General features: G+C 54.3%; 23 protein-coding genes. 2 read left to right on the top strand and 21 right to left on the bottom strand.

What is annotated here, in order from left to right:
* Window positions 1–4 precede the first annotated feature (4 nt).
* Both I4V53_RS11625 and I4V53_RS11620 read left to right on the top strand, forming a co-directional pair.
* On the top strand, window positions 5–1042 hold the full coding sequence (locus I4V53_RS11625; RefSeq protein WP_195985858.1) for a DUF58 domain-containing protein: 1038 nt from the start codon (window positions 5–7) through the stop codon (window positions 1040–1042).
* On the top strand, window positions 1039–3333 hold the full coding sequence (locus tag I4V53_RS11620) for a transglutaminase TgpA family protein (protein ID WP_195985857.1): 2295 nt from the start codon (window positions 1039–1041) through the stop codon (window positions 3331–3333). The genes I4V53_RS11625 and I4V53_RS11620 overlap by 4 nt, the downstream gene beginning before the upstream one ends.
* A 134-nt stretch (window positions 3334–3467) precedes the next feature.
* Here I4V53_RS11620 and htpG read toward each other — a convergent pair whose 3' ends face one another.
* The 21 genes from htpG to rimM all read right to left on the bottom strand — a co-directional run bounded on the left by htpG (window position 3468) and on the right by rimM (window position 26634).
* Entirely contained in the window at window positions 3468–5348 is a 1881-nt protein-coding gene (gene htpG, locus I4V53_RS11615; RefSeq protein WP_195985874.1) for a molecular chaperone HtpG, read from the bottom strand.
* Window positions 5349–5589: 241 nt separating this feature from the next.
* The gene (locus tag I4V53_RS11610; RefSeq protein ID WP_195985856.1) at window positions 5590–6774 is read right to left on the bottom strand and encodes a cation diffusion facilitator family transporter; all 1185 of its coding nucleotides are present in this window, start codon (window positions 6772–6774) and stop codon (window positions 5590–5592) included.
* A 33-nt stretch (window positions 6775–6807) separates the two neighbouring features.
* A complete protein-coding gene (locus I4V53_RS11605) occupies window positions 6808–7338 on the bottom strand; it encodes a FumA C-terminus/TtdB family hydratase beta subunit (RefSeq protein WP_195985855.1) in 531 nt (176 codons plus the stop codon).
* A 57-nt stretch (window positions 7339–7395) separates the two neighbouring features.
* Complete coding sequence (locus tag I4V53_RS11600; protein ID WP_195985854.1) at window positions 7396–8319, bottom strand: magnesium transporter CorA family protein; 924 nt, start codon at window positions 8317–8319, stop codon at window positions 7396–7398.
* A gap of 347 nt (window positions 8320–8666) precedes the next feature.
* Window positions 8667–9803, bottom strand: a complete 1137-nt coding sequence (gene ftsZ / locus I4V53_RS11595; protein ID WP_195985853.1) for a cell division protein FtsZ — start codon at window positions 9801–9803, stop codon at window positions 8667–8669.
* A 136-nt stretch (window positions 9804–9939) separates the two neighbouring features.
* Complete coding sequence (locus tag I4V53_RS11590) at window positions 9940–10959, bottom strand: cell division protein FtsQ/DivIB (RefSeq protein ID WP_195985852.1); 1020 nt, start codon at window positions 10957–10959, stop codon at window positions 9940–9942.
* Window positions 10960–10981: 22 nt separating this feature from the next.
* Window positions 10982–12295: a UDP-N-acetylglucosamine 1-carboxyvinyltransferase gene (gene murA, locus I4V53_RS11585; RefSeq protein ID WP_195985851.1), complete on the bottom strand. Its 1314-nt coding sequence runs from the start codon at window positions 12293–12295 to the stop codon at window positions 10982–10984.
* Between the two features lie 205 nt (window positions 12296–12500).
* On the bottom strand, window positions 12501–13616 hold the full coding sequence (murG, locus tag I4V53_RS11580; RefSeq protein ID WP_195985850.1) for an undecaprenyldiphospho-muramoylpentapeptide beta-N-acetylglucosaminyltransferase: 1116 nt from the start codon (window positions 13614–13616) through the stop codon (window positions 12501–12503).
* A gap of 43 nt (window positions 13617–13659) precedes the next feature.
* A complete protein-coding gene (locus I4V53_RS11575) occupies window positions 13660–14856 on the bottom strand; it encodes an FtsW/RodA/SpoVE family cell cycle protein (RefSeq protein WP_502709369.1) in 1197 nt (398 codons plus the stop codon).
* Between the two features lie 125 nt (window positions 14857–14981).
* Window positions 14982–15992, bottom strand: a complete 1011-nt coding sequence (gene mraY, locus I4V53_RS11570) for a phospho-N-acetylmuramoyl-pentapeptide-transferase (RefSeq protein WP_195985849.1) — start codon at window positions 15990–15992, stop codon at window positions 14982–14984.
* 400 nt (window positions 15993–16392) lie between these two features.
* Window positions 16393–18618 carry a penicillin-binding transpeptidase domain-containing protein gene (locus I4V53_RS11565; protein ID WP_195985848.1) on the bottom strand — a complete coding sequence of 742 codons (2226 nt, stop codon included), beginning with the start codon at window positions 18616–18618 and terminating at the stop codon, window positions 16393–16395.
* A 263-nt stretch (window positions 18619–18881) separates the two neighbouring features.
* Window positions 18882–19382 carry a hypothetical protein gene (locus I4V53_RS11560; protein ID WP_195985847.1) on the bottom strand — a complete coding sequence of 167 codons (501 nt, stop codon included), beginning with the start codon at window positions 19380–19382 and terminating at the stop codon, window positions 18882–18884.
* Window positions 19383–19411: 29 nt separating this feature from the next.
* Window positions 19412–20338 (bottom strand): 16S rRNA (cytosine(1402)-N(4))-methyltransferase RsmH, encoded by a 927-nt coding sequence (gene rsmH, locus I4V53_RS11555; protein WP_195985846.1) that lies wholly within the window; start codon window positions 20336–20338, stop codon window positions 19412–19414.
* Window positions 20339–20396: 58 nt separating this feature from the next.
* The gene (gene mraZ, locus I4V53_RS11550) at window positions 20397–20816 is read right to left on the bottom strand and encodes a division/cell wall cluster transcriptional repressor MraZ (RefSeq protein WP_050697423.1); all 420 of its coding nucleotides are present in this window, start codon (window positions 20814–20816) and stop codon (window positions 20397–20399) included.
* Window positions 20817–21122: 306 nt separating this feature from the next.
* On the bottom strand, window positions 21123–21587 hold the full coding sequence (locus I4V53_RS11545) for an ATPase (RefSeq protein ID WP_195985845.1): 465 nt from the start codon (window positions 21585–21587) through the stop codon (window positions 21123–21125).
* A 48-nt stretch (window positions 21588–21635) separates the two neighbouring features.
* Window positions 21636–22124 (bottom strand): pantetheine-phosphate adenylyltransferase, encoded by a 489-nt coding sequence (coaD, locus tag I4V53_RS11540; protein WP_195985844.1) that lies wholly within the window; start codon window positions 22122–22124, stop codon window positions 21636–21638.
* A gap of 72 nt (window positions 22125–22196) precedes the next feature.
* Window positions 22197–22739: a 16S rRNA (guanine(966)-N(2))-methyltransferase RsmD gene (rsmD, locus tag I4V53_RS11535; protein ID WP_195985843.1), complete on the bottom strand. Its 543-nt coding sequence runs from the start codon at window positions 22737–22739 to the stop codon at window positions 22197–22199.
* A gap of 141 nt (window positions 22740–22880) precedes the next feature.
* Window positions 22881–24779, bottom strand: coding sequence for an excinuclease ABC subunit UvrC (gene uvrC, locus I4V53_RS11530; RefSeq protein WP_195985842.1), 1899 nt, complete (start codon window positions 24777–24779; stop codon window positions 22881–22883).
* An 82-nt stretch (window positions 24780–24861) separates the two neighbouring features.
* Window positions 24862–25125 carry an HPr family phosphocarrier protein gene (locus I4V53_RS11525; RefSeq protein WP_195985841.1) on the bottom strand — a complete coding sequence of 88 codons (264 nt, stop codon included), beginning with the start codon at window positions 25123–25125 and terminating at the stop codon, window positions 24862–24864.
* A gap of 263 nt (window positions 25126–25388) precedes the next feature.
* The gene (trmD, locus tag I4V53_RS11520) at window positions 25389–26129 is read right to left on the bottom strand and encodes a tRNA (guanosine(37)-N1)-methyltransferase TrmD (protein WP_195985840.1); all 741 of its coding nucleotides are present in this window, start codon (window positions 26127–26129) and stop codon (window positions 25389–25391) included.
* Complete coding sequence (gene rimM, locus I4V53_RS11515; RefSeq protein WP_195985839.1) at window positions 26119–26634, bottom strand: ribosome maturation factor RimM; 516 nt, start codon at window positions 26632–26634, stop codon at window positions 26119–26121. The genes trmD and rimM overlap by 11 nt, the downstream gene beginning before the upstream one ends.
* Window positions 26635–26809 lie beyond the last annotated feature (175 nt).

Here is a 26809-nt window from a genome sequence, read left to right as displayed (position 1 = left end):
AGCCATGCTGAAATGCCGTTTGACCTACTTGTTTGCGCTGGTGGGCGCCGTACTCTTTTACATCTTCTTTAACGGGTATCTTTCCTATTACATCCTCTTGTTCGCGTTGCTGCTCCCGATTTTATCGCTCGCCCTGAGCCTGCCGGGCATGTGCCGTGTGCGCGCTATTTTGCAGGCCCCTTCCGCCGCATCCCGCGGTAAGCCGTTTCCTGTGTACCTGCAGATACAGAACCGGTCGCATCTGCCGGCCGCGCGCATCCGTCTGCGTATGCGCTATCAAAACCTGTTCAGCGGAGAAAAATACGCGGAAACGCTTTTTCTTCCCGGCCCGCACGGCGTTCAGCGGGTGGAGCGCCGCGCCGTCGCCCAGCACTGCGGCAAGCTCAGCATGCAGCTGGACGAAATCCGCTGCTATGATTTTATGGGGTTGTTTTCCTGCCGCCACAGGCCGCCGGAGGAAATCAGCCTGTTTATCCTTCCGGACGCAGAAGTGTTGGAGCTTCCCCTGCAGGCCGCACCCGCGCCGGATCCGGAAAGCGAGCTCTTTTCTTCCAACCGGCCGGGCAGTGATCCGTCGGAAATCTTTGACATCCGCCCTTACCGGGAAGGCGACCTTATGCGCAGCGTCCACTGGAAGCTCTCCTCCCGCATGGATGAGCTGATGGTGAAAGAATTCAGCCTGCCGATCAGCAACGCCGTGCTGGTTCTTTTCGACCTGTTTGGCACAACGGAGGACCTGGACCGCACATTGGACCATCTCAGTTCCCTCTGCTATTATCTGCTGGATAACCAGATGCCCCACGAGATCATGTGGTACGACGCGGATAAAATCGCGCTGCGGAGCTGGCCCATCGCTTCCCCGGACGATTTCCTCTCTCTCATGAATATCGTGCTTGATAAACCCGCGCCCATTGAGGGCATTCCCGCGCCGGAATGCCGGCAGCGGCTGGGAGAGGCAAAGGACGTCCCCTATTTGTTTTATGTAACGCCGCAGCGCATCGAAGATCTCTCCAGCAGCACGGCTTGGGAGGGAGCGATATGACAAATTTGCAGCAGGGACTCCAGATGGACAAGCCTGTTTGGAAACCTGCCTCCCGCAACACGCTTTCGGTCCTCCTTGCCGACGTCCTTTTGCTGCTGCTGGGCCTGTTTGGCGTGGCGCAGTGTTTGGTAACCGCGTTTTCCCTGCCCGCTGACCGCCTGATTCTGACTGCCAGCATCGTGTTGTTTACGGGGATGTTCATCGGCATATTCTCCATGAAGCGGTTTATCCTGCCCGTTTTACTGTTACTGGCAGCGGTCTACTGCGGTACCGCCTACTGGCTCCGTACGTACTTTCTGCAGGGTTTTATTATCACGACCAACCGCATCATGTTGGAACTCGGCTCGCATTCCCGGTTTATCTTTCCGCTGTACCGGGTCGATCTGCCGCGGGGCGATTATGAGGAAGCCTGCACCATTTTTTTGATTTTTCTTTTGTTTTTCCTTTCCTGTTTCCTGGGCTGGGCGATTCGGCGCAGGCACAGCTTCTGGCTGTCCCTCGCGGGTACGGCTCCGTTCCTGCTGGTTCCGCTCGGTTTTACCATTATGCCCGCCTGGCCGTCCGTCCTCATGCTGCTGGCCTTCTGGACCACACTGCTGCTGAGCCGGCTTTCCGCCAACAGTTCCTTTGGACGCACCGCCGCGGCCGGAAAGGTGTCGTTATTGGCTCTGCCCGCTGTGATCCTCAGTCTTCTGCTTCTGAACTTCTTTGTCCCGCAGGAGGACTATGTCCGTCCGCCGTCGATCGAATCGCTACGCACGGAATTGGAGGCCGGCATTTATCAATCCCCTCTGTTAAACCCAGGTTCCGCGGATTCGGAACTGGGACGCGCAAGCCTGAGCCGATCCGGCAACCTGCAATACACAGGAAAAACCGTTTTGCGGGTTCGGAACCCACAAAAAACACCGATCTATCTGCACGCGTTTTCCAGCAGCGTCTATACCGGAACCAGTTGGGAACCTCTCCCCGATTCCGCTTATGAAGAGCTGGACCAGGCGCTCTATTTCAACCCGCAGAACATGGCGGGACAGTTTTTCTCCCTCTACGCACAGCCGGAGGAGAGGGAATCGCTCTTTATGGAAGTGGAAATCGAAAACATAGGCGCAAACAAAAAATGCATTTTCGCCCCCTATGGGCTTGCGACCCGGCCCGAGGAACTTTCCGGCGGCGCGTTTGTAAACGATTCGTACATCCAGTCCAGTTCTCTGTTCGGTTCCAGGAACTACAGTCTGCAGGCCTGGAATGTACCGGGCTTTTCCCGTTCCGTCTCATTGGAAACGGACGCTCCATTTACTGTCTCCGAACAGGCGTACCGGTCGTTTGCCAACACCCATTACACACAGCTGCCGCAGGAAATCAAAATGAAGCTGCGTTGGCTGTGCGAGCAGGTCGGCATTCCCAATGTGCAAAACGCCGCCCAATCGGAGGTGGTAAACGCCGTTGTGGATTATGTTCGCTCCAGCGGCACATACACGCTCTCCCCCGGCACAACCCCGGCGGGACGCGACTTTGTCGACTATTTCCTGTTTGAAAACCACAAGGGATATTGCGTCCATTTTGCCAGCTCCGCCGTCGCCATGCTGCGCGCGCAGGGCGTTCCGGCCCGCTACGCCGAGGGGTACGCCGTTACGGCAGCCGACTACGGTGTGGACGGCTGGGCCGACATCCCGGACCGGCGCTCTCACGCGTGGGCCGAGGTCTACACGCCCGGACTCGGCTGGCAGCCGGTGGAAGCCACCCCCGGCGTCCATCTTTCCGCCGGACAGATGAACGAGCCGGACGACACGCTGGAAAGCGCGCCCAGCAGCGAGCCGGAAAGCGAAGCAGAGAGCGAACCGGAATCCAGCAGTGAACCGGAAAGCGAGGCGGAAATCTCCAGCGCGCTGGAAAGCGGGCCGGATTCTTCTTTGCCGGACGTGACAGAGGGCGCTTCTTTCCATATGGCAACGCCTGTTCTTCTGCCGATCGCCATCGCCGGCGGATGCATTCTTCTGCTTTTGTTACGGCGGGCCTTCCTCCTGTGGCGCCGGAAAAAGAGCTTTGCAGTTCCCGACGTCAACCGGCGCGCGCTGTATTTATACCAGTATCTCACACAATTAACCGGTTTTGGCGAGCCAATGGACAAACGCGCGGAGGAATTGGCGCTCAAAGCCAAGTTCAGCCCGCACCGGCTTTCCGACGAGGAAATCGGTTACCTGCAAAACGTTTCCGATACAGCCGGACATCACGCATACGAAGGGCTGAACGCCGTGCAAAAGCTGCTCTTTAAATTCTGGAAATGCCTGATTTAGGCCAAAGACGTATCCCCAACCAGTCTTTTTAAAAAGCGCATAAAATAGCGTTCCTGACCGCTGTTTCAGTCGATCAGGAACGCTATTTTTCGTTTTATTTATGTTTGCTGATGGTATTGCACGACAAACTTTTATTATATCATCAAGTCACAGACACGATTGGAAAATGCCACCGGGTCCTCGATGGCAACGCCTTCGATCAGCAGCGCCTGGTCATACAGCAGGGCGGCGTATTCTTTCAGCTTGTCCGGATGATCCGCATGCAGCTCCTGCAATTTGGCAAAAATCGGGTGATTTGCATTAATCTCCAAAACGCGCTGCGCCTGCACTTTTTCGCCGCTTGGCATGGAGTTGAGGACCTTTTCCATCTCCAGAGAAATCGCGCCTTCGGAGGACATGCACACCGGATGGGTCTTCAGCTTCTGGGAAAGGATCACCTGCTTGACCTTGCCGTCAAGCGCTTCTTTCATGGCATCCAGCAAATCCTTGTTTTCCTCCACTTTTTTGGCGGCCTCCTGCTTCTCCTCTTCCGTCTCCAGGTCGAGATCGTCCGCAGAAACGGATTTAAACGCCTTATCGTCATACTGCATCATCATACGCAGGGCGAACTCGTCCACATCGTCGGTCAGATAGAGGATTTCAAAGCCTTTCTCCTTGAGCGCCTCTGTCTGCGGCAGCAGTTCGATCCGATCCACCGTCTGGCCGCAGGCGTAATAGATATACTTCTGCTCCTCTTTCATGCGCTCCACGTATTCCTTGAGCGTAACCAGCTTCTTTTCACTGGAAGAATAGAACAGCAGCAGGTCCTTCAAAACATCCTTATGCGCGCCGTAATCGGCATTTGCACCGTACTTCAACTGCAGGCCAAAGTTTTTAAAGAATTCTTCGTATTTTTCACGTTCGTTGAGCAGCATGCTTTCCAGCTCGGACTTGATCTTCTTTTCCAAACGGGAAGCAATAATTTTCAGCTGCCGGTCGTGCTGCAGCATTTCGCGGGAGATATTCAAAGAGAGATCCTGCGAATCTACCAGGCCCTTGACAAAGCTGAAATAGTCGGGCAGCAAATCCGGGCACTTTTCCATAATCAGCACGCCGTTGGAATACAGCTGCAAGCCTTTTTCATATTCGCGGGTGTAGTAGTCATAGGGTGCTCTGCCGGGGATAAAGAGCAGCGCGTTATAGGTTGCGGTACCCTCCGTGCTGCTGTGGATGATCTTTGCGGGCTTCTCAAAGTCAAAGAACTTTTCCTGATAAAAGCGGTCGTATTCTTCTTCCGTAATCTCGTTTTTATTCTTGCGCCACAGCGGCACCATGCTGTTCAGCGTTTCATTTTCCGTGTAGGATTCGTATTCCGGCTTTTCCTCCGTGCCTTCCTTCATGCGGCTCTTTTCCACGTCCATGCGGATGGGATAGCGGATATAGTCGGAGTATTTTTTCACCAGGTTCTTGATGGTGTAGGTCTCCAGGAATTCGTCATAGTTGTTTTCATCTGTGTTGGATTTGATATTCAGCACGATTTTGGAGCCGTGGCCTTCCATTTCGCACGGTTCCATGGTGTAGCCCTCCGCGCCCTTACTGGACCATTTCCAGGCCTCATCGCTCCCGTACGCACGGCTATAGACGGTCACCTGTTCGCTGACCATAAAGGCGGAATAGAAGCCGACGCCAAACTGGCCGATAATCTCGATATCCTCTTTCTGCTCGTTGTCCTTCTTAAAATTCAAGGAGCCGCTCTTCGCGATGGTGCCCAGATTATTCTCCAGTTCTTCCTTTGTCATGCCGCAGCCGTTGTCGGAAATCGTAAGCGTACGCGCGTCCTTGTCCAGCGCAATGTCAATTGCAAAGTCGTCGCGGGAAAGGCCGGTATCGCCGTCGGTCAACGCACGGTAATACAGCTTGTCGATGGCGTCGCTCGCATTGGAAATCAGCTCGCGGAGAAAAATTTCCCGGTGGGTGTAAATGGAATTGATCATCAGGTCCAAAAGACGTTTGGATTCTGCTTTAAACTGCTTCATTGCCACTGCAATCAACCTCTTATATCTTTAGTTTTAGCACTCAATCAATCCAAGTGCTAAAACTATTGTAGTACATTCTTTTCAAAAATGCAATGAACAAATTATGAACACACCGCTGAACAAGGAAAACAGCGGCGAGCGTTTGGGCCGTCAACCGATATGGATCTTCCGTTTCCCGGGAAATACGAAAGAAATCCCACGCAGACGACATTTTCCATGCCCGCGTGGGATTTTTAATATTCTACTTTTCCACAAAATGCGGAACGTAATCGTGATCCACGGTAACGACCGTGAAGTAGTGTGAATCCAATTCTTTTATAGCTTCCTCCACGCGCTGTAAAAGCTCGTTGTCGTCCCATTGAAAGCCGAACGGCACGCATACGTCGAAAATCAGGTTGGTATGGGAGTTTCCCCAAACCACGCGGAAGTCGTGCATATCGATCTCTGTGGAAAGCGCACGCAGCTTCTGCATCACCTCTCGTTTCAGCGTATTGGTGCGTTCGTCATCCGTGACGACCGGGTCCAGATGAATCACCAGATGGATGTTCATATCCTGCAAAAAGTCTCGCTCAATATTGTCTATAATATCGTGGCTGACCATGATGTCCTGTTCCGCCGGCACCTCGCAATGCACTGAGGCAAAGCACCGGCCCGGCCCATAATTGTGTACACTCAGGTCGTGCAGCCCCAGAACGCCTTCATAGTGCAGTATTTTCTGGTAGATACCGTCCACCAGCTCTTTGGACGGTGCGATGCCCAACAGCGGATCGCTGGTTTCCATAATCAGCTTGATTCCGCCGACAATGACCAGAACCGCCACGACCAGGCCCATCCAGCCGTCCAGATTATAACCGGTCAGCCGGGTAATCCCCATGCCAATCAGGATTGCGCCCGTGCTGATTACATCGTTGCGGCTGTCGGCTGCCGTCGCTTCCAGCGCGGTGGAGGCGATCCGCCTGCCAAGCTTCCGGTAAAAGAAAAACTGCCAGAGCTTAATCAGCATGGAAACAATCAAAACAGCGACCGCCAACAGGCTGATTTCCGTTTCCTCCGGCTGCAAAATTTTGCCGAAAGAGGATTGCACCAATTGGAAGCCCAGCAGCAGGATGACCAGAGACACGATCAGCCCACTGATGTATTCAATGCGCGCATGCCCGTACGGATGCTCCTTGTCCGCCGGCTTGGCGGACAGCTTAAAGCCCACCAGCGTCACGATGGAAGAAGCGGAATCGGACAGGTTATTCACCGCGTCCGCAAGAATGGCCACGCTGTGGAACAGAAAGCCCGCAAGCGCCTTGATGACAGACAACAGCAGGTTGGTCACGATCCCAACGACGCCTGCAAACTTCCCGTACTGTTCCCGCACCCGGCTGTTCTCCACATTCTGATAGTCCTTGATAAAAAGACGCACCAACAGGTTCGTCATGCGATCACTCCTATCATATTGTCTGTACCCGGCTTATTTTGCAAAGAGACTGCCTCCTGTGGAATCAATCGCCACAAACAGAGGAAAGTCCTCAATTTGCAGCTCCTTGACCGATTCACAGCCGAGGTCTTCAAACGCGATGACTTTGAGGGAGCGCACACATTTCGCAGCCAGCGCGCCCGCTCCGCCGATGGCGCACAGGTACACCGCCCCGTTGCGCTGAATAGCTTCTGCCACCGCCGGGGCGCGGTTCCCCTTGCCGATCATACACTTCAATCCCAGATCCAGCAGGCGCGGCGCAAAGACGTCCATCCGTGAAGAGGTTGTCGGCCCGCAGGACCCGATGGGAAGCCCCTCCGGCGCAGGCGTCGGTCCCGCGTAATAGACAGAAGCGCCCTCCAACGGGAACGGCGGCTCCTTTCCCTCATCCAACAGGGCGCAAATCCGCTTATGCGCCGCGTCGCGCGCGGTATAAATTGTGCCGCTCAATAAAATCTGCTCTCCGGCACGCAGGTCTTTTGCCTTTACAGGCAGCTCGCTTGTGTGAATCCGAATGCGTTCCATACTCTTTTTCCCTCCATAAAGAAAGGGAGCTGCCGTCGCAGTTCCCCTTTTTCCTGTTTAAAACATATCCTTTTTCCGCAGGATAAAATATGCGACGCCCATGCTGACGACCGCCAGTACCAATGGGAACCAAAAATGCGGCAAAGGCAGCCCGTCCACATTCATTCCGTAGAAGCTCGAAATGACCGTCGGAATCGAAATCAGCAGCGTGATAGAGGCCAAAACCTTCATCACAATATTCAGGTTGTTGCTGATTACGGACGCAAATGCGTCCATTGTGCCGGAGAGGATGTTCAGATAAATGCTGGACATCTCGATGGCCTGGCGCACCTCGATCAGCACGTCTTCCAGCAGGTCCTGATCCTCTTCGTAGAGCTTGACCACACGCCCGCGCATGATCTTTTCGATGGTGATTTCACTGCCCTTCAAAGAAGAGGAGAAATACACCAGTGATTTTTCAATATCCAACAGCTGAATCAGCTCGGAGTTTTTCATGGACTTCCGCAGCTCGCGTTCAACGTGGCTGCTGATCTTATCAATCTGCTTCAGGTACTGCAAGTAGCGCGTGGCGATCCGCAGCATCAAATGCAGGATAAAACGGGTTTTCAGGTTGGTCTGCACCCCGCGGACCACGTTGTCGGTAAACTCGTCCAGCACGGGATTATTCTTTGTCGCAACTGTGATCACGTTTTTCTCTGTGATGATGATGCCCAGCGGCGTCGTGGTATATGTGATGTTGCCGCCTGCCTTTTCCGCGACCGGCATGTCGATAATAATCAACGTGCTGTCGTCCTCGCTGTCAATATGGGAAGATTCCTCTTCGTCCATTGCGGCGCGGAAAAAATCCGGCTCTACTTTAAAGTCCGCAATCATCCCTTTGATCTCTGCGTCCGTGGGCGCGATACAATTGATCCAGCAGCCAGGTTCACAGGCTTCCAGACGGGTCATTTGGCCGTCTATGGTTTTGTAATAAGACAGCATTGCTTTCATCTCCCTTATGATTGTTTTGTCTGTCCCCGCTGCATAAAGGGTCCGGTTTCACAATGCCACCTCCTCCGCCCGCCTCACACGGCAGGCCGTCAAATAAATGGCCTGTGCCAGACAACTGTGCACAGGCTGATGATGTATTCCATTGGTTATTATAGCACAGAAACGGGAGATTACAAGAGTGCGGCTTATATTTTCGCGTTATATTCCGGTAAATTTGCTCCGCAGTGCCCTACACGGGCTAAATTCGCCTCACATCGCCTTTTTACACCCGTATGAAATGAAAAAATCATGCAGAAAAGGCCCGGCAGAACCGGGCCCTTTCCAGGTTGTGTTGTATGTTATTTTCTGTTAAAAATCGACATAATATCGGTAAACGTATCGTCGTCGTCCAACGAAGGGGAGCTTTGCGCACGGGAGGCACTTTCTCTGGACTCACGCGCCGGCGCGCTGCTGTGAGAGTAAGCGCCCTGTGAGGAACCGCTCCTGCGCTCCTCCCTGGCCGGCTGATCGCTGCCGTCGTGCGTGGCAAATCCGGTCGCGATCACGGTAACGCTCATTTCATCGTCCATATTCTCATCAAACGCGGCGCCCCAGATGATGTTCGCGTCCTCATGCGCCTGAGAAGCAATCATCGCGGAGGCTGTCTCGATTTCGTCGAGGCCGATATCCGGAGAGGACGTGATATTTACAATGACGCCCTTTGCGCCGTTGATTGCCGTCTCCAGCAGCGGGCTGGAAATCGCCATATTGGCGGCCTGCTCCGCTTTGTCCTTGCCGGAGGCCCTGCCCACGCCCATGTGCGCATAACCCGCGTCCTTCATGATCGCGGTCACATCGGCAAAGTCCAGGTTGACCAGTCCGGGCAGCTTAATCAGGTCGGAGATACTCTGCACACCCTGGCGCAGCACGTCGTCCGCAATGGAGAACGCGTTGACCAGCGTGATGCGCTGCTCGCTGACCAGCTTCAGACGCTCGTTGGGGATTACAACCAGGGAATCCACATGCTCGCGCAGAGCGGAAATGCCGTTTTCGGCCTGCTCCATACGCCGCCTGCCTTCAAATGCAAAGGGTTTTGTCACAATACCTACCGTCAGAACACCCATATCGCGGGCTACTTCCGCCACAATCGGCGCTGCGCCCGTACCGGTGCCGCCGCCCATACCTGCGGTGATAAAGACCATATCGCTGCCGCGGATCGCCGTCGCAATCGCTTCACGGCTCTCCTCGCCCGCCTTCTGGCCCATTTCCGGCTTCGATCCCGCGCCTTTTCCGTGCGTGACCTTCTCACCGATCTGGATTTTCTGCGTTGCCTTGGAGCGGTAAAGCGCCTGCTTATCCGTATTGACGGAAATAAACTCCACACCCTGTACACCCATGGTCACCATGCGGTCAACCGCGTTTCCGCCGCCGCCGCCAACACCGATTACTTTTATCTGAACAATATTGTCAAAGTCGTTATCAATCTCAAAAGGCATGTGCTGCGTCCCCCTTAAACGTCCTTTTATTTTACCGGCAACCTTTGCCTATGCATAGTATTAATTTAACACTTTTACGAAATAATTTCAACAAGTATTTCCTTGCGGCTCCAAGTTTTGGCGGATTGGACTGTTTTTAACCGGAAGGAGCCCCGCTCTCCGTTGTTCCACCGGTATAGTCCGGCGCAAACGGCACCTTATTGTTCACGGCGTCGGCCAGGTTCAGCACGCCGCGCTCATTTTCCTGGATGCCGCCCTCATCCAGGATGCCCTTTGCGTAATGGATTTTATATTCCAGGTCCGTGGGAAGTCCCAGCACCATGGTAATCCGGTTGTCGTACAGGATTTTTAAATTATATGGGTCGGTCAGGTCGATTTCTGAAATTTTATCCAACCCATTATCCATTATTGCCTGCATCAGGATTTCATAGGTCTCCTGGTTGCGCTGCTGAACCGGGTCTTCGCTTGCAACCTCCTCCGACTGCCCTTCCGCACTCGCGGCCTGCAGCTCAGACGAAGAAGAGTCCTCCGGTTCTTTGCTTTCCACATCGTTTTCCTGAAAGGCGATCGATTCGCCCAACTCTACTTTAGAGAGCATCAGACCCTTAATGACCGGAACTCCTTCCGGAATCACCTCGGGAAAATCCAGCACCTTGCCGTTTTCCCCCAGCACCGCATACCGATCCTCATATACAATGACGCCGGAAACGGTATCTTCCACAACGTCAATCACGATTTTTGCCGGAAATCGCCGGGATACTTTTGCCGTTTTTATGTAAGGCAGTTTCTTCTCAATCGCGGTCCCGGCTTCCTTCGTCTTTGCCAAAAAAAGGTTTTCGCCCTTTGGAATGCCCGCTGTGTTGACAATCTCCTGCGCGGTATAGCGGGAAGTACCGGTCACCTGTATGGTATCTATTTTAAACAGCACCGTCAGGGAAAGTGTAACAGCACCGATGACAACCACCAGAAACATCACGATGTAAAACAGGATCAGCCGCCTGCGCTTTCGCCGCCGTCGCTGCTCCGCACGCTGTGCGGTCCCCTCCGCCACCCGTTTCCGGCGCTTCTGCGGCTCCGGTTCCGGCCGGCGCGGAGGCTGTTGCGGCGGCCGCCGGTTCGACGGTCCTGCGCGCCCGCGATTCTGCGTTGTCCCCATGCTGTTTCACTTCCTTTCTCCGTTATGATCCTTCCTGATACACCGCGGCCCGGCAGACCGGCACTTTCCCGGCAGGCTCCTCCGGGATGCGAATGACGCGCGCACCCAAGCTGCGCAGGCTCTTTTCGATGCTCTCATAACCGCGGTCAATGTGCTTGACGCCGCTCACAAGGGTTTCCCCCTGCGCCGCGAGTCCCGCCACTACAAGCGCCGCGCCGCCGCGCAGGTCCGCCGCCTCTACCGGCGCGCCGGAGAAGCGCTGGACGCCTTCCACAACCGCCACACGGCCCTCTACTTTGATGTTGGCTCCCAAGCGAAGCAGCTCGCCCACGTGCTTGTAACGGCTCTCAAAGATGTTTTCCACAAAAATGCTGGTGCCCTCCGCAACGGCCGCCATTGTCATCACCGGCGCCTGTGCGTCCGTTGGAAAACCCGGATACGGCATAGTACGCACGTTTTTCATGCGGCTCAGCCTCTTTGGCGCCACAATGCGCATGGTTTCTCCATCCACGTCAATCTGGCATCCGGTCTCCTCAAACACCGGCAGCACCGGCGCCATATGCGCGGGCAGCACATGCGTCAGCGTCAGCGTGCTTCCGGTGACCGCCGCCGCTGCCAGATACGTCGCTGCGGCAATGCGGTCCGGAATGACCCTGTGCTCACAGCCGTCCAGTTTCTTTACACCTTCCACAATAATGGTGCTGTCTCCCGCGCCGCAAATTTTACCGCCGCAGGCATTCAGGAAATCCGCCAAATCACAAATCTCCGGCTCTCTTGCTGCATTTGTGATGACCGTGGTCCCTTTCGCACAGCAGGCGGCAAGCAGCACGTTTTCCGTCGCGCCCACGCTGGGGAATGAAAACGCGATGTTCGTTCCCTTCAATCCCTGTTCAGCGCTGCACCGCAGGCATCCGTGGTCCTCCTGAATAGAGACGCCCAGCTTCCGCAATGCGGAAAGATGCAGATCGATCGGGCGGGGACCCAATTCGCATCCGCCGGGGAAAGACAACGTCGCCTTTCCCATTTTGGAAACGATTGCGCCCAGAAACACAATGGAAGAGCGCATTTCCCGCATCAGCGTCTCCGGAATATCCCAATGGTCTGCGCCGCGCGGATCTACCAGTACGTCCGAACCGGAGCGTTCCGTCCTGCAGCCCAGGTGGCGCAGGATCCGCACCGAGGTATCTACATCCGACAGATCCGGACAGTTATGTAGGATACATTCACTGCCGCAAAGCAGAGCCGCCGCCATCAGCGGCAGTGTGCTGTTTTTCGCCCCGTGGACGCGCAACTCTCCTTCCAATCGGCCTGGTCCCTGAATCAATAGCTTCGACATAGCCGCACCCCTTTTACCTTAGGGAACACTGAGCAGACTGCGGTTGACCGATTGCCGTATTCTTATCCGGCAAAATGGAAAAAACGCACCGCCGCCCGCCGATTTGGACCGGCAGGCCGTGCGCTGCAATGAAATCAGTGTTTCCTTGATTTTGCACCATACTATGCGGACGGGGCAAACCCTGTGCATGCGGCTGCGGATTGCATCAGGCCAATACTTCTTTTATAATATGATAAATGCGTTCGTTGGCGTTTAAAATTGCCATCTTCCTGGCGTTCTCCGCCAGATGCGGGATCGTGGACGGGCTTGCAAAAAGTTCCTCTACTTTTCTGCACAAGGCCTCTCCGCTCAAATCCTTTTCCTCCAAAATGTCGGCGGCTTTGTGATTGACGAGTGCCATGGCATTATGATACTGGTGGTTTTCCGCCACGTTGGGGGACGGAATCAGTACCGACGCGCGCCCTTGCGCCTGCAGCTCGCTCAGCGTGATGGCGCCCGCCCGGCAGATCACCAAATCCGCCGCCGCCAGACAGTCCGGCATATCGCTGATATATTCCCGGATATCCATTTGCGGGTGCTTGCCCAGGTCCAATCCTTTTTCTTTCAGCAGGTCCGGGAACCAGGTTCCCCACTGTCCGTAGGCGTGTATATGCTGGAACCTGTCCTTCTGCGCGCTCCAAACCAACAAATCCGCGACGGCTTCATTGATCTTACGCGCTCCCAGGCTTCCGCCAAAGGAGAGAATCATCGGGCGTTCGTCCAGCCCCAGCTTCCGGCGGGCCTCCTCCCTGCGCGTACGAATGATTTCCTGCCGCACAGGGTTGCCGGTCAGGACACAGTGTGCCGACGGGTCCAGATGCTTTTGCGCGTCCGCCACCGCCAGCATGGTTCGGCTGGCGTGCTTGCTCAGGGTTTTATTGGTCACACCCGGATAGGCGTTTTGTTCGTGAATCAGAGAGGGAATGCCCATTTTGATCGCGTCGCGGATCACCGGCCCGCTGACGTAACCGCCGGTGCCGATGCAGATATCCGGTTGAAATTCCCGGATGATTCCGCGCGCCTCCCTGCTGGAGGTAAACATGCGCACAACCGTTTGGGCATTTTTCTTGACGTTTGCCCAGCTCAGCTTGCGCTGAAATCCGGAAATCGTGATACTTTTAAATGAAAAACCCGCCGCCGGGACAAGGCGTTCTTCCATACCGCCCTTTGCGCCCACATAGAGAATTTCCGTATCCGGTTCGCGTTCCCGCAGATATCCGGCGATCGCCAGTGCGGGATTGATGTGGCCGGCGGTGCCGCCGCCGGCAAACAAGACTCTCATACAGCTGTCTCCTTTAATGGCTTACTTTGCTCTGCCGGGCACGCTATGTCTTCTCAATCATCGACGTTCGTGAGATCGACAGGACCACGCCCATTTCCGCCAACAAAATCATCAGCGACGTACCTCCAGAGCTGAAGAACGGCAGGCTGATTCCGGTATTCGGGATCGTATTCGTCACAACGGCAATATTCAGGATCACCTGCAGGCCCACCTGTACGGTCAGGCCGATGCCAAGCAGCATGCCGAACTTATCCTTCGCCTTCAGGGACACCGTAATCCCCCGCCAGACCAGCATGGCAAACAGGATAATTACCAACAGCGCGCCGATAAACCCCAGTTCTTCGCACACGATGGCAAATATAAAATCGTTCTGCGGTTCCGGCAGATACAGATATTTTTGCCGCGACTGGCCCAGCCCAAGTCCAAGCAGACCGCCCGAGCCGATGGACATCAGCGACTGCCTGGTCTGCCAGGTATCCACCGTGGTACCGAACGGATCGAGCCAGCCGGCAATACGGTCGTTTGCATAACCGAATTTTGCACTGAACAGGACGATATACGCTACCGCCGCCCCCAGCGCGCCAAAGGCGATGCCGAACCATCGCAGCTGTATACCGCCGATAAAGAGCATAACGCCCGCCAGCATAACCAGGATCAGCGTGGCGGAAACGTGCTTTTCCAAAATAACAAGAACCGCAATGGAACCCAGGATCAGCAGATACGGCAGAACGCCGTATCGAAAGGTTCCCATGCGTTTAAAATTGATGGAGATCAGATGTGCAAAGATTAAAATCAAGGCAAACTTCGCGATTTCCGAAGGTTGGAAATTGACAGGACCAATGACAATCCACCGTTTTACACCGCTGCGCTCCGGCATAAACAACACCAGAACCAACAGCAGATACGTGACCATAAGGATAGGAACGGCCAATTTATGCAGGTGATGATAATCAAAGTAGGAGATCGCCACCATTGCCGCAACGCCGGCCAGCGCAAATCCCGCCTGACGGGCGATGAAATAATAGCTGTTTCCATAATAATAGTACGCGTAGGCATAACTGGCGGAAAACAGCATAACCAGGCCGATAACCAGCAGCGTCAACACCAGGAAAAAGAACGGCAGATCCATACCGGCGCGCACAGAAAACAGGCGAAATTTTTTGCGCATCCGCTTGACCAGAGACGAACTCTGGGACAGCTCCTGTGTATCCTCTTTCCTCGCGGATGGAGGGCGTCTCACTGGGGCGCCCCTCTTGGTATCCGCCCTTGTCGCCATCAAACCGCCTCCTTTCTGCCGCATATCTTGCGGGGTCCCATTCATTTAACCACAATTTGCCCGCCAAAAATGTCACTTTATCAGGCCGGTTACAGCCCAAACCATACAGCCGCCGCGCTTAATGCGCCAAACAGCAGCGTCACCATGCTGAACACGGTGCAAATTTTCACTTCGCTCCATCCGCACATTTCAAAATGGTGGTGGATCGGGCTCATTTTAAACAGGCGCTTTCCATGCGTCGCTTTAAAATAGGTCACCTGTAACACGACGGACGCTATTTCACAAATATATATGATGCCGGCCGGCAGAAGCAGGACCGGCATATTCAGCCCAAAGGCGAGCGCGCACACCATGCCCCCCAGAAACAGGGAACCCGTGTCGCCCATGAAAACCTTGGCCGGGTTGAAATTCCAGATCAAAAAGCCCAGGCAGCCGCCCGCACAGGCAGCCGACAAAATCCCCATGCCGTTGATTCCGACGATTCCGGCAATCACCATGAACGCCAGTGAGACAAAAAATGTCACGGAGGCGTTGAGGCCGTCGATGCCGTCCGTAAAATTCACCGCGTTGACCATTGCGACAATTCCCAAAAGCGCGAGAACCCAATAGGCCATCCCCAAATCCACGCCGCCAAAGAAGGGAATCAGCGTGACGCTGGACGCGCCGGACATGTACAGGGACGCGAGATATCCGCCCGCCACAAGAAATTGCAGAATCAGCTTCTGGCGCTCGTTAAGCCCCAGGTTGCGTTTTTTTACAACCTTGATGTAATCGTCCAGGAATCCGACGCCGCCAAATCCCAACGCCATCAGCATGCCGCCGATCAGCTTGACATGCAAATTCATATCGGTGGGATTCTGGCCGCTGTTTTTGTAAAACAGGAACAGGCAGAGCGCCGCCGATACAAAAATGCCAACGATGAACATGAATCCGCCCATGGTCGGCGTCCCACTCTTCTTCTGATGCCATTTTGGGCCTTCCTCCCGAATGGTCTGCCCAAAATTGATCTTGTGCAGGAACGGAACCATCCATTTTCCCAAAAGTCCCGTCACCGCAAATGCAATCGCCGCCGCCGCGAGTGTCCACATTCCGTCCGCCATATGCAAAATCCCCTCTTCTGATATTCATTCCCCACCGCGTGGAAACCTGCTGTTTTTATTAATCTATGATTTTAGAAATACCGTGCGGTTCCTTAATCATGCCCTTTACGCAACTCCGCTCTCACAGCGCCACAGGCTGACGAGCTTATCAAACCGGCATAATTCAAGATTCACTCAGGCGTCAAAATCTGATTTTGGCAACGCCGTGCAATTATTATTCCATTAAAGAGGCGCAGCCTCCATCACAACGGAACAATGTTCTCCCAGCCGTCGGAAGCTCCGCTTCCGGTCACGGCGTGAGGTTATTATACCATATTCTTCTAATACAGATAAACGGTAAATTTTACCATTCCCTAATTAGAACAGGTTTTATTCTTGTTTCATTTTCCAAGTTCACATCTTATTCTACCGAGTCGAGTTCAACAAAGTCCACTGTGACAATGGTGCCCGGCGGCACGTCGCTTCCCTCCGGAATACTTTGCAGGTTGGATACCGCATTCTTCCCGGTGAGCGCCGCGCCGGAAATGCTGATATTGATGCCGGCGTTTGTTGCCGCCGCATTGGCCTGTGACAAAGTCAACCCGGTCAGCTTCGGCACCTTGAGCGTCTTCGACGCGCTCTCCTCGTCGGTAAACAGCACCATCTGCCCGTTCTTCGGAATGCTCTTGCCCGGTTCCGGCACCTGGGAAATCACTGTGGCGCCGTTGCCGTAAACCTTCGCTTCCAATTCGGCGGTCTGAATGGTATTCTGCGCTTCCTGTACACTCTTACCGCGCACATCCGGCGTGGTTGTATCCAGCTTGGCAAGCTCTTCTTCCGTGTACTTTGCCTCAATACCCAAATACGGAAGGATTTCACTCATGGTCTTTGCAAACGGCGGTCCCGCGATCGCACTGCCGAACACCTGCCCGTTCTGGCGGAGCGGTTCGTCAAAAAACACCAGCATGGCAACCTGTGGATCGTCCGCCGGCGCGTAACCGCAATAGGAGGCGATATATTTCTTTTCTCCCTGTTTGCCCTGCGCGATCCACTCCGCGATTTTTTCCGATGTACCGGTTTTTCCCGCCACACGGTATCCGGCAATGTAACCGTTTTTTGCCGTGCCTGTGGTGGCGGTCTGCTGCAGAATGGCGCTGACGCGCTGGGAAGTATCATTGGAAATCACCTGGCGTTTTACAGTGGTATCCGTCGTGCGGATGATATTGCCGTCATCATCGATAACCTGCGCCACCACATGCGGCTGCACCAGATAGCCGCCGTTGGCAACCGCGGCCGCGCCGGTAATCATCTGGATCGGCGTAATACTGAAGTTCTGTCCAAAGGACTCTGTCGCCAATTCAACCGGGCCCATGTTTTCATCATAATAAATACTGCGGGATTCGCCGGGCAGATCAATGCCCGTCTTCTGCGTAAACCCAAAGGCTTCAAAATACTTAAAAAAGGTTTTCGGTCCCAGCCGTTCGCCTACCTGGATGAAAACCGGGTTGCAGGAATTGCACAGTCCCTGTGAAAAGGTTTCCCCGCCGTGTCCCGCTGTTTTCCAACAGCTGATGCGTCGGTCCGCCACTACATAATAGCCCGGGCAGGAAAACGGCGAATTTTCATTGATTACACCCTCCTCAAACCCCATGGACGAAGTAACCATCTTAAAAACAGAGCCGGGATAGTAGGTGTCGCTGACGCATTTATTTCTCCACTGCTTCTGACGCGCTTCGTTCAGCGCCTTCGTCCGTTCCTCTCCCTGCAAAGCGTCTACCGCCGCCTTCTCTGTAGGATCGGTGAGCGTAAACGGGTCGTTCGGATCAAAGTCCCCTTTGACCGCCATGCCGAGGATCGCACCGGTCTTGACGTTCATAACGATGCCGCAGGCACGGTTGCGCGCCCCGCTGTTGGCAACGCCCTCCTCCAGGTATTTTTCCAGGAAGTGCTGCACCACTTCGTCCAGCGTCAGCACCAAGCTGTAGCCGTTCTGCGGCTCCACCCGCTGCTCATAATCAAAGGACATATCCGTACCCAGCGCGTTCTTCGCCGTCACCAGACGGCCGGAAACGCCCGTCAGGGTGGAATCATACTGCGCTTCCACGCCTGCAAGGCCCTGACTGTCAGAACCGGTAAAGCCCAGCACGGAGGACGCAAATTTTCCATACGGGTAATAGCGTTTGTAGTCTTCAATCAACCGGATGCCGTTGCCAATCTGATTGTCCTTTTTAAATTTGACGATTTCATCCTTGATCTCTGTTTCTACTTTGCCCTTTACCACATCGTAATATGTTTTTTTCTGGCTGCGCTCCAGCAGCTCGTTCTTGTCCAAATCCAGTATCTCTGCCAGGCCGGTACAGATCAGGTCCCGGTTCTCATCCGTAATATAAGCCGGTTCCAGTACGACTTTCCAGACATTGGCGCTCTCCGCCAGCACTTTCATATTGCAGTCATAGATCGTTCCGCGCTTCGCATTGATCGACGTATCCTTCAAATACTGGTCCACCGCGCGCGTCTGCAGCTCTTCCCCCTGCACGATTTGCAGCCGGAACAGACTGACGGCAACCGCCCCGAAACCGATGACAATCATGGCGATCAGCATAAAGATCGTCCGATGCCACATCCTGATTGTTGTTCCCTTTGCCATCTGCAACCTCCAAATTATAAAACGGAGAGTCAAGAATCCTCTTAACTCTCCCGTTTTGGTATTGATCCTCACCTGTTCCTCAATAGACCGACCACAGAGCATGCAGCAAATGGTTTCAACCGTTCGGTGGCTCAGGAAGATTATAACTGCACAGGCGTCCTCTGCCTTGCCACATTCTCCCCGTCCGCGTCTCCTTTTTTAAACCTGTTCACTGCAACTGGTCTGATACCGTTCATTCCATATCTATTGAAACAAGGCTCTTTTTATGACAACAGCTGCTGGATAAAATCCCATATAGAAGTCAACAGGTTCCGGGACTGCTCCTCTTCCACCACCTGGCTCTTGTCTCCCTTCGACAGGCTGATATATTCCACCTGACTCTGTTCGATCTTTCGCATTCCAAGGTTGTTCTCCGCATAATCTTCGACGGTCTGCAGAGAAAGCTTGGCATCCGACTTCATTTTCAACTGTACATAGACGCTCTGCTGTTCTTCCAAAACGGCCGAATAGGTGTTAATGTCTTCAGTCAATTCTGTCAGACGGACCTGCCCATACACCAGCGAACCGGCAATGGTCATCATGGCCAGTAAAAACAGGCTCATGGAAATAACCTTCAGCCCCCTGTGCTTTGGACGGCGGTTTTTATCCAGTTGTTCCTGCGGAAGTCGTATGATATTGCTTTTTTCCTGTTGCTCCTGTTCCGGTTGTCTCTTCGGCTCAAAAAGTTCAAAGTCATACGCTTCGCCTTTGCGATGTGTCGCCATCCACAGACCCCTTCTTTCCGTTTCTTTATTTAACGTTTTATGCAAACCCGCAGCCGCGCACTGCGGCTCCTGGGGTTATACTCCAATTCCGCTTCACTGGGAGCCAGTCCCTTTTTGTATAACAGCTTCGCCTTCGGCTTCTTGCCGCACACGCATACCGGAAAATCCGGCGGGCAGGTACAGCCCTGGCACCAGGATGCCATACGTTGCTTGACCATACGGTCCTCCAGCGAATGGAAGGTGATGACCGCCAGACGTCCGCCCGGCCTTAACAGGGAAAACGCGGCGTCCAGTCCTTTGGAAAGACAGTCCAGTTCCCCATTGACCTCGATCCGCAGCGCCTGGAAGGTTTTTCGGGCGGGATGCCCCTGCTCTCTGCGCACCGCGGCAGGCACGGAAGCCTTGATAATCTCCGCGAGCTGCACGGTCGTTTCAATCGGCGCACTTTCCCGCGCCTTGACAATGCCCTTTGCAATGCTCTTCGCATTGCGGTCCTCGCCGTATTGGCTGATGATTCGCGCCAGCTCCTGCCAAGTCAGCGTGTTGACCAAATCCCTGGCACTCGGTCCCTGCTGGCTCATGCGCATATCGAGCGGTGCGTCGGTGTGGTAAGAAAAGCCCCGCTCCGGGGTATCCAGCTGATGGGAAGATACGCCGATATCCAGCAGCACACCGTCCACCGGGAACAAATCCAGTTCCCGCGCCACACGGTCCATCTCTGAAAAATTGGCGCGTGCCAGAACCGAACAGGAAAACGAGCTCAGCCGTTCCCGCACCACCGCAATGGCGTCGGGGTCCTGATCGATTGAGAGCAGCTTCCCTGTGGTCAGCTGTTCCGCAATGGCCCTGGAATGGCCGCCGCCCCCGGCGGTCCCGTCTATGTAAACTCCATCCGGGCGGATCGCAAGCGATTCAATCGCTTCATCGAACAGCACCGGCTTGTGGTGAAACTCCATGCTATCTCCTCCGGCCGCACTCGGCAAACAGACGGCCAGCGCCGCGCCGAAGGCCATTTTAAAAGTCCACGTCCTCCATGATCTGGGTGACGTTGTCGCTGTTCAATCCGGCATTAAAATCTGTCCACTTCTGCGCGTCCCAGATTTCTCCCCGGTTCATAGCGCCGATAAACGTAACGTCCTTGGTCAGGCCCGCATACTCCCGCAGCGGCTGCGGCAGCAGAATGCGTCCCTGCTTGTCCGGCTCCGCTTCCATCGCGCCGGCAAAGAAAAACAGCTGAATCTTTCTCGCCTTGCTCATGGGCATCGCCAAGACCTTTTCCTGGAGCTTTTGCCATTCAGCGGGAGGCAGAACAAACAGGCAACCGTCCATTCCCTTCGTGACATAAAAACGCTCGCCCAGATCCTCCCGGAACCGGGCGGGTACAATCACGCGGCCTTTCTGGTCGATATTATGTTGGTATTCGCCAATCAACATAATCGTGCCTTTTTCAGGGCAAATGCTGGCTATGTTAACCACAGCGTACTACTTTGCCCCACCTTCCCCCACTTAATGATCTGATTATACTCTATCGATAACAAAATTGCAACCATTTCATTGCATTTATGTCAACCAGAATAGTGTTTTTAAGGAAGTATTCTAACCAATTTTCCGTATATAGGCATAACAAAGGAGGCCTGCCACAAGATCTTGTGGCAGGCCTCCTAATTTTTTCCAATTTTCTTTGATTGTTCCCAAAAACTTTATGAAATGCATGTACAAGATGCACAAAAAACAAACGGTTTAGTTTTGTCCGGAACGCTGGGTTGCCTTAATATTCTGGCGGGTTTTACGCAATTCCGCAAGGTTTGCCGCCAATGCGTCGTCGGTGCGCTTCATCAGGTCGTCCACATAATCGTTGGACGCTTTGCGCATCTCACGCGCCTTTAATTGGGCCTGCGTCACCAGATCGTTTGCCTTCTGCTGCGCGGCGCGGACAATTTCATCCTGGTTAACCATCGCCTTGGAACGCTCTTCCGCCACGCGGACAATGGTTTCCGCCTCCCGCTTGGCATCGCTGATAATCTGCGCGCGGTCCGCCACAATCGCCTTCGCCTGGCGCAGCTCTTTGGGAAGGTTCTCCCGGATCTCGTCCAGAATCTGCCGTACCTCGTCCCCATCAAGGACCGCGCGCCCGCGGCTCAGCGGAAGGTTCCACGCCTTCTCCACCATTTCGTACAGTTCGTCAATCAATTCTTCAACATTCATTGTATTTGACCATTCCTTTCAGAGAGCCGCGGGAACAATCCGCGCACCTTACCCTTTTGAGGCGTAAATTCTTTCTTTAATGTCCTCCAGAATACAGGCCGGGACAAAGTTGGATATATCGCCGCCAAAGCCGGCGATCTGCTTGACAATACTGGAACTGAGGAACATATTTTCCGACCGTGTGATCAGAAACATTGTTTCCAGCTGGGGGTTCAGCTTCTTATTGGTCAACGCCTGCTGAAACTCGTATTCAAAGTCCGACAGCGCGCGCAGGCCTTTTACAATTGCGTCGGCGCTGCGTATGCGGGCATAGTCCGCCAGCAGGCCGTCAAAACAGACAACTTCCACGTCGTCCATATTTTTAATGCATTTTTGAATCAGAGCCACCCGCTCTTCCGCGGTAAACAGCGTGTTCTTTTTGGGATTGACCATAACCGCCACAATGACGTGGTCAAAAATTTTACGGGCGCGCCCGATGATATCCAGATGACCGATCGTAACGGGATCAAAACTGCCCGGGCAGATTGCTGTTTTCATAACGTTGATTCCTTTCCAAGACCCTTCTGCAAAGGCATCCTTTGCAGCGGTTTCCAGATCTATTTCACGTTTTTACAGTTCTTTATGGCGATACAGCGTCAGCAGGATTTTACCGTACCGGTAATCCTTTTCCTTGACAAAATCGCCCGCCGTCTCCGGCAGCTTTTCGTCAGAGGGATGCTCGCATATGATCGTCCCGCCCGGATTCATCACCGCGGCCACCATGGGCAGCGCGCGCTCCAGTAATCCGGTCCGGTAGGGCGGATCGAGAAACGCAATATCAAACGGCTCGTTTCTGCGCAGCAAAAACGCGGAAAAATCCATGTGCATCACCTGCGCGCGATCTGCTAAACCGGTACTCTCCAAATTTTTAGTAACAACGGAAACGGGTTCTTTTCCCGCATCCACAAACACGGCTTCTTTTGCACCGCGGCTGAGCGCTTCTATGCCAAGCTGGCCGGAACCTGCAAACAGGTCAAGCACCCGGCGGCCTTCCATCTGAAACTGGAGGATGCTGAACAGTGCCTCCTTGACCCGTTCCGGCGTGGGGCGCACACTTGCGCCTTCCAGCGTAATCAAACGCCTGCCGCGGGCCGAACCTGTGATAATCCGCATATCGTAACTCCTTATTTCACCGCATCCATCGCTTTAGATGCCTTCTATTATCCCATCATCCCGCCCATCTGTCAAGAACCTGCAACCGGCTGGGGGGCAGCTCCTCTGATAGCAGCGCAGGATGATCCCTGTCTTCCTTTTCTACCCGCCTGACTCTACTGGCCGGTTGTTCTGTTCTTCGTTTTCAGGCGGAACGGTTTCGTTTACCGCGTGAAAATGCCGGTATACGGCGAGCGCGGACGGTTTTGTCATTCCGGGCGCATTCTCCAGCTCTTCCAGGTCGGCCTCCCGGATCGCAGTAATGGTGCGGAAATGTTTGAGCAGGGCCCGCGCGCGGGATTGGCCGATTCCTTCAATTGAGGTCAGGGACGTGCTGAGCGTATTTTTCTTCCGGGTCTGCCGGTGGTACCCGATTGCAAAGCGGTGCACTTCCTCCTGAATCGCACCCACCAGCGTAAACGCCTTCCGGTTCGGCTGGATGGCGATCTCCCCGCCGTTCGCCGCAATGGCGCGCGTGCGGTGCTTATCGTCCTTCACCATGCCAAACAGGGGAATATCCAGCCGGAACGAGTCCAGGATAGGCTGCACCGCCGCCACATGGCCCTTGCCGCCGTCCAACAGGATCAGGTCCGGCAAGCGCCCGAAGCCCTCCCCGCTGTCCTGGTTTTCCTGATATTCCCGCAGGCGGCGCCCAATAACCTCCCGCATGGAGCCGTAATCGTCCTGCCCGTCCACTGTTTTGATCTGGAACTTCCGATAAGCGCTCTTGAGCGGCCGCCCGTTCTCAAACACCACCATACCCGCCACATTGTCGCCACCGGCCAGATTGCTGATGTCGTACGCTTCAATGTAGGCGGGCGGATGCGCCAAGCCCAAAAGCCGCCCCAGCTCGTCCAGCGCGGAAGCTTCCCGTCCGGTGCGCCCCATGGACTGCGCAAGCTGTTCGGCGGCGTTGCTGCGGCACATTTCCACCAGATGGGCCTGCTCCCCCTTCTGCGGAATGGACACGGACACCTTCCGGCCCGCCTTCTGGCTCAGCCACTCGGAAAGCAGCGCGGTATCCGCCGCCGGCCCGTCCAGCGTTACGCGGGGCGGAATCCGGTCGCGCATGGAGTAGTACCGCTCAATAAACTCGCTGCGCGCCGCCCCCGCCTCACCGATTTCGCCCATCAGGTAGGTTTCCCGGTCGCACAGCCGGCCATTCATAAAGCGGAACACCTCAAAGCAGTTCTTCTCCGCTCCCTGCGCCAACGCGATAATATCCTGTTCCGGGACCTTCAGCGCCACCACCTTCTGACGATCGCTCATGCGCTTGATCGCCGCCAGGCGGTCCCGGATGTGCGCCGCCCGCTCAAACTCCAGGTTTTCCGCCGCCTCTTCCATCTTTCTTGTTAATTCTTTCACACATGCCGCGCTGCCACCTCGCAGGAATTCAAGCGCGTCCTTTACGGCCTCGTTGTACTCCTTTTCCGACAGCCTGCCCCGGCAGGGCGCACTGCACTGTTTAATAAAATAATTCAGGCAGGGCCGACCCTTGCCGATGTCCTGCGGGAACTTACGGGAGCACGACGGCAGGCGGAAAATCTTCAACGCCTCGTCGACGGACTCTTTGGTCGCCCAGGAACTGACATACGGCCCCAGGTATTCCGCGCCGTCGCTCAGCATCTGCTTGGCCTGCGAAATCCGCGGCCACGGGCCTTTGGTCACCTTAATATAATGATAACCCTTGTCGTCCTTTAACAGGATATTATACTTGGGCGTGTGCTGCTTGATGAGGCTGCATTCCAGCACCAGCGCCTCAAATTCACTGTCCGTCAGAATGTATTCAAAATCCTCTACATTGCTGACCATGCGGCGAACTTTATCATCGTGGTTCTTTTCGCTGCCAAAATACTGGCTGACGCGGTTTTTCAGCGCCTTCGCTTTGCCGATATAGATAATCTTCCCGGTTTTGTCGCGCATGATATACACGCCGGGATGCAGCGGCAGGCGCATCGCTTTTTTGCGCAGCTCTTTGATATGTTCTTTGTGGTCGTCCAAGGACGCGCCCTCCTCTCTCTTTTATGTTCCCTGCAAACAAAAACAGCACCGCCTGTGAAAGCGGTGCTGTCTGGTGAGCGACTTATTCTGCAAAACCGGACTTGACCAAATCGACCAAGTTGTTTACAGCTTCTTCCTCATCAGCGCCGTCAGCAATGATGCGGATGGATGTACCGCCAACGATGCCGAGGGACAGTACGCCCAACAGACTTTTCGCATTGACGCGTCTTTCTTCCTTTTCCACCCAAATAGAGGATTTATACTCATTTGCTTTCTGGATAAAGAACGTTGCCGGACGCGCATGCAATCCTACCTGATTCTGAACCAATACCTCTTTTACGCACATTTTTAATCCACTCCTAAAAAAATCATAATCAAAAATCAAAGCAAAACAACACAACCTACTAAACTCTATCTTGCTAGTTATTATATCACAATTCGGAATGCCGTCAACAAATTTGAAAAACTTTGGATTGATAACCGAATCGCACCTTTTATGTCCCCCGCTCCTTTGTGCAACTTAACGTAATTGTTGAAAACTTTTGTACCGTATACCATATCTTTTCGATGGGCCGCCTGACAAAATCAGGCAAAATGTACAGGGATTTATTATTTTTCCACATGAATTTCCAACGAAGAAAGAAACTTTTTGTCCGCTTTTGTGAGCTCTGCCCGCGCCAGAAGATCGGGTCTTTTGTGCAAAGTGCGCAAAAGAGACTGTTCTCTTCTCCATTGGGAAATATTGGCATGGTGCCCTGTCAGCAGCACCGGAGGGACTTCTCTTCCGCGCCAGACAGCCGGCCTCGTATACTGCGGATATTCCAGCAAGCTGTTGTAATGGCTCTCCTCCTCGAAGCATTCGTCGCCGGAGAGCACGCCGTCCTTCATGCGGCATACGGCGTCCGCTACCACCATGGCTGGCAGCTCGCCGCCCGTGAGCACATAATCTCCAATGGAAATTTCTTCGTCGACGTACGCGTCCAGCACGCGCTCGTCCACACCTTCATAATGCCCACATAGAATGGCAATATTCTCAAATCCTGCCAATTCTTTCACTTTTTCCTGCGTCAGCACGCTTCCCTGGGGGGACATGTACAGCACATGCGGCTTTTCCCCGAGCTGCTCGATCACGTTGTCCATACACAGCGCGATCGGCTCCGCCATCAGCAACATTCCCATTCCGCCGCCGAAGAGCGTATCGTCTACCCGGTTATGTTTATCATACGCAAAATTACGGATTTGGTGACAGCACACCTGGACCGCGCCGCGCCGCCGCGCACGGCCGATGATGCTCTCCGCCATCACGGTTTCACACATCTCCGGAAAGAGCGTGAGGATGTCAATCCGCATCTTCAAAAATCCCCCTCAGCGGCCGGATTTTCAACACGCCGGCGTCAATATCCACCTCCCGCACCACATCCGGAATGGCGGGGACCAGGTAGTTTACCTTGTCCTCCCCGGTTACCTGGTATACGTCGTTGGCGCCGGTCCGCATGACCTCAGTCAGCAGGCCATAGCGCTTTCCCGTATCCGCGTCCAGGACGGTCAGGCCGATCATATCCTGCATGAAATACTGGCCCTTGGGCAGCTTCACGTCCGCGCGGTCCAGGTAGAGAATTTTCCCGCGCAGCATGTCCGCTTGTTCCACTGTATCCACACCTTCCAGCTGAAGCAGCAACAGGCTCTTGTGCACGCGGGAGGAAACCACTTTCAATTTCTCCGCGCCGCGTTCCCCGTACAGATTGCACAGCTTCGCCAGAAACGCGGCAGAGTCGCACCACGGCTCCACGCGCAGCTCCCCGCGGACGCCGTGCGTCCCCACGATCCGGCCTGCTTCCAAATATTGATTCCGCATGTTATTCCTCCTGGTTTGCTTATATAAAAAATAGCTGTGTTTTCTCAATTCCTGAGCGCTTTCCTGGTTGGCCTGGTAGGAAAAGATTTTTTGTTACATTTAGAAGTGGAAAATCCAAGGATTTTCTTGATGTAATAAAAAAGAGAGGGCGGACAAACGTCAGCCCCCCTTTATG

This window comes from Clostridium sp. D33t1_170424_F3 (assembly GCF_015667585.1).
Taxonomy (GTDB): domain Bacteria; phylum Bacillota; class Clostridia; order Oscillospirales; family Acutalibacteraceae; genus Anaeromassilibacillus.
The sequence above is the reverse complement of the archived record's forward strand: the minus strand, read 5'-3'. Positions and strand labels throughout refer to the sequence as shown.

Bases quoted from the DNA above. Each gene is read 5' to 3' on its own strand.
- I4V53_RS11625 (WP_195985858.1), top strand. From the start codon at position 5: ATGCTGAAATGCCGTTTGACCTACTTGTTTGCGCTGGTGGGCGCCGTA.
- I4V53_RS11620 (WP_195985857.1), top strand. From the start codon at position 1,039: ATGACAAATTTGCAGCAGGGACTCCAGATGGACAAGCCTGTTTGGAAA.
- htpG (WP_195985874.1), bottom strand. From the start codon at position 5,348: ATGAAGCAGTTTAAAGCAGAATCCAAACGTCTTTTGGACCTGATGATC.
- I4V53_RS11610 (WP_195985856.1), bottom strand. From the start codon at position 6,774: ATGACGAACCTGTTGGTGCGTCTTTTTATCAAGGACTATCAGAATGTG.
- I4V53_RS11605 (WP_195985855.1), bottom strand. From the start codon at position 7,338: ATGGAACGCATTCGGATTCACACAAGCGAGCTGCCTGTAAAGGCAAAA.
- I4V53_RS11600 (WP_195985854.1), bottom strand. From the start codon at position 8,319: ATGCTGTCTTATTACAAAACCATAGACGGCCAAATGACCCGTCTGGAA.
- ftsZ (WP_195985853.1), bottom strand. From the start codon at position 9,803: ATGCCTTTTGAGATTGATAACGACTTTGACAATATTGTTCAGATAAAA.
- I4V53_RS11590 (WP_195985852.1), bottom strand. From the start codon at position 10,959: ATGGGGACAACGCAGAATCGCGGGCGCGCAGGACCGTCGAACCGGCGG.
- murA (WP_195985851.1), bottom strand. From the start codon at position 12,295: ATGTCGAAGCTATTGATTCAGGGACCAGGCCGATTGGAAGGAGAGTTG.
- murG (WP_195985850.1), bottom strand. From the start codon at position 13,616: ATGAGAGTCTTGTTTGCCGGCGGCGGCACCGCCGGCCACATCAATCCC.
- mraY (WP_195985849.1), bottom strand. From the start codon at position 15,992: ATGGCGGACGGAATGTGGACACTCGCGGCGGCGGCGATTGCATTTGCG.
- I4V53_RS11565 (WP_195985848.1), bottom strand. From the start codon at position 18,618: ATGGCAAAGGGAACAACAATCAGGATGTGGCATCGGACGATCTTTATG.
- I4V53_RS11560 (WP_195985847.1), bottom strand. From the start codon at position 19,382: ATGGCGACACATCGCAAAGGCGAAGCGTATGACTTTGAACTTTTTGAG.
- rsmH (WP_195985846.1), bottom strand. From the start codon at position 20,338: ATGGAGTTTCACCACAAGCCGGTGCTGTTCGATGAAGCGATTGAATCG.
- mraZ (WP_050697423.1), bottom strand. From the start codon at position 20,816: ATGTTGATTGGCGAATACCAACATAATATCGACCAGAAAGGCCGCGTG.
- I4V53_RS11545 (WP_195985845.1), bottom strand. From the start codon at position 21,587: ATGAATGTTGAAGAATTGATTGACGAACTGTACGAAATGGTGGAGAAG.
- coaD (WP_195985844.1), bottom strand. From the start codon at position 22,124: ATGAAAACAGCAATCTGCCCGGGCAGTTTTGATCCCGTTACGATCGGT.
- rsmD (WP_195985843.1), bottom strand. From the start codon at position 22,739: ATGCGGATTATCACAGGTTCGGCCCGCGGCAGGCGTTTGATTACGCTG.
- I4V53_RS11525 (WP_195985841.1), bottom strand. From the start codon at position 25,125: ATGTGCGTAAAAGAGGTATTGGTTCAGAATCAGGTAGGATTGCATGCG.
- trmD (WP_195985840.1), bottom strand. From the start codon at position 26,129: ATGCGGATTGACATCCTCACGCTCTTTCCGGAGATGTGTGAAACCGTG.
- rimM (WP_195985839.1), bottom strand. From the start codon at position 26,634: ATGCGGAATCAATATTTGGAAGCAGGCCGGATCGTGGGGACGCACGGC.